This is a genomic window from Amphibacillus jilinensis Y1, assembly GCF_000306965.1.
Classification (GTDB): Bacteria; Bacillota; Bacilli; order Bacillales; family Amphibacillaceae; genus Amphibacillus_C; species Amphibacillus_C jilinensis.
In genome coordinates this window covers 1-713 of the sequence record NZ_JH976450.1, presented here as the reverse complement: position 1 = coordinate 713, position 713 = coordinate 1, and the positions used below count along the sequence as shown (strand labels likewise).

Below are 713 nucleotides of genomic sequence, written 5' to 3'. Positions count from 1 at the left end.
GTAGACGGAGGATTAGCTCAGCTGGGAGAGCACCTGCCTTACAAGCAGGGGGTCGCAGGTTCGAGCCCTGCATCCTCCACCATATGCCGGCCTAGCTCAATTGGTAGAGCAACTGACTTGTAATCAGTAGGTTGGGGGTTCAAGTCCTCTGGCCGGCACCAGTTTTTAAGAGCCATTAGCTCAGTTGGTAGAGCATCTGACTTTTAATCAGAGGGTCGAAGGTTCGAATCCTTCATGGCTCACCATTTAGCGGGTGTGGCGGAATTGGCAGACGCGCTAGACTTAGGATCTAGTGTCATTTGACGTGGGGGTTCAAGTCCCTCCACCCGCATATGCGAAAGTAGTTCAGTGGTAGAACACCACCTTGCCAAGGTGGGGGTCGCGGGTTCGAATCCCGTCTTTCGCTCCATTTCCAAAATCCATGCCGGGGTGGTGGAATTGGCAGACACACAGGACTTAAAATCCTGCGGTAGGTGACTACCGTGCCGGTTCAAGTCCGGCCCTCGGCACCATGCGCCCGTAGCTCAATTGGATAGAGCGTTTGACTACGGATCAAGAGGTTAGGGGTTCGACTCCTCTCGGGCGCGCCATTTCGGGAAGTAGCTCAGCTTGGTAGAGCACTTGGTTTGGGACCAAGGGGTCGCAGGTTCGAATCCTGTCTTCCCGACCATTTATAATTTGTGGGGCCTTAGCTCAGCTGGGAGAGCGCCTGC

General features: G+C 54.7%; 8 tRNA genes. All 8 read left to right on the top strand.

Going from position 1 to position 713, the window contains the following annotated elements:
• The first annotated feature begins 6 nt into the window (after window positions 1-6).
• The 8 genes from B494_RS0118670 to B494_RS0118635 all read left to right on the top strand — a co-directional run bounded on the left by B494_RS0118670 (window position 7) and on the right by B494_RS0118635 (window position 670).
• Window positions 7-82, top strand: a tRNA-Val gene (locus B494_RS0118670).
• Between the two features lie 3 nt (window positions 83-85).
• Window positions 86-161: transfer RNA gene (locus B494_RS0118665), tRNA-Thr, on the top strand.
• An 8-nt stretch (window positions 162-169) separates the two neighbouring features.
• A tRNA-Lys gene (locus tag B494_RS0118660) sits at window positions 170-245 on the top strand.
• A gap of 4 nt (window positions 246-249) precedes the next feature.
• A tRNA-Leu gene (locus tag B494_RS0118655) sits at window positions 250-331 on the top strand.
• Between the two features lie 3 nt (window positions 332-334).
• Window positions 335-409 (top strand) — tRNA-Gly (locus B494_RS0118650).
• A 14-nt stretch (window positions 410-423) separates the two neighbouring features.
• Window positions 424-512 (top strand) — tRNA-Leu (locus B494_RS0118645).
• 1 nt (window position 513) lies between these two features.
• Window positions 514-590: transfer RNA gene (locus B494_RS0118640), tRNA-Arg, on the top strand.
• Between the two features lie 3 nt (window positions 591-593).
• Window positions 594-670 (top strand) — tRNA-Pro (locus B494_RS0118635).
• Window positions 671-713 lie beyond the last annotated feature (43 nt).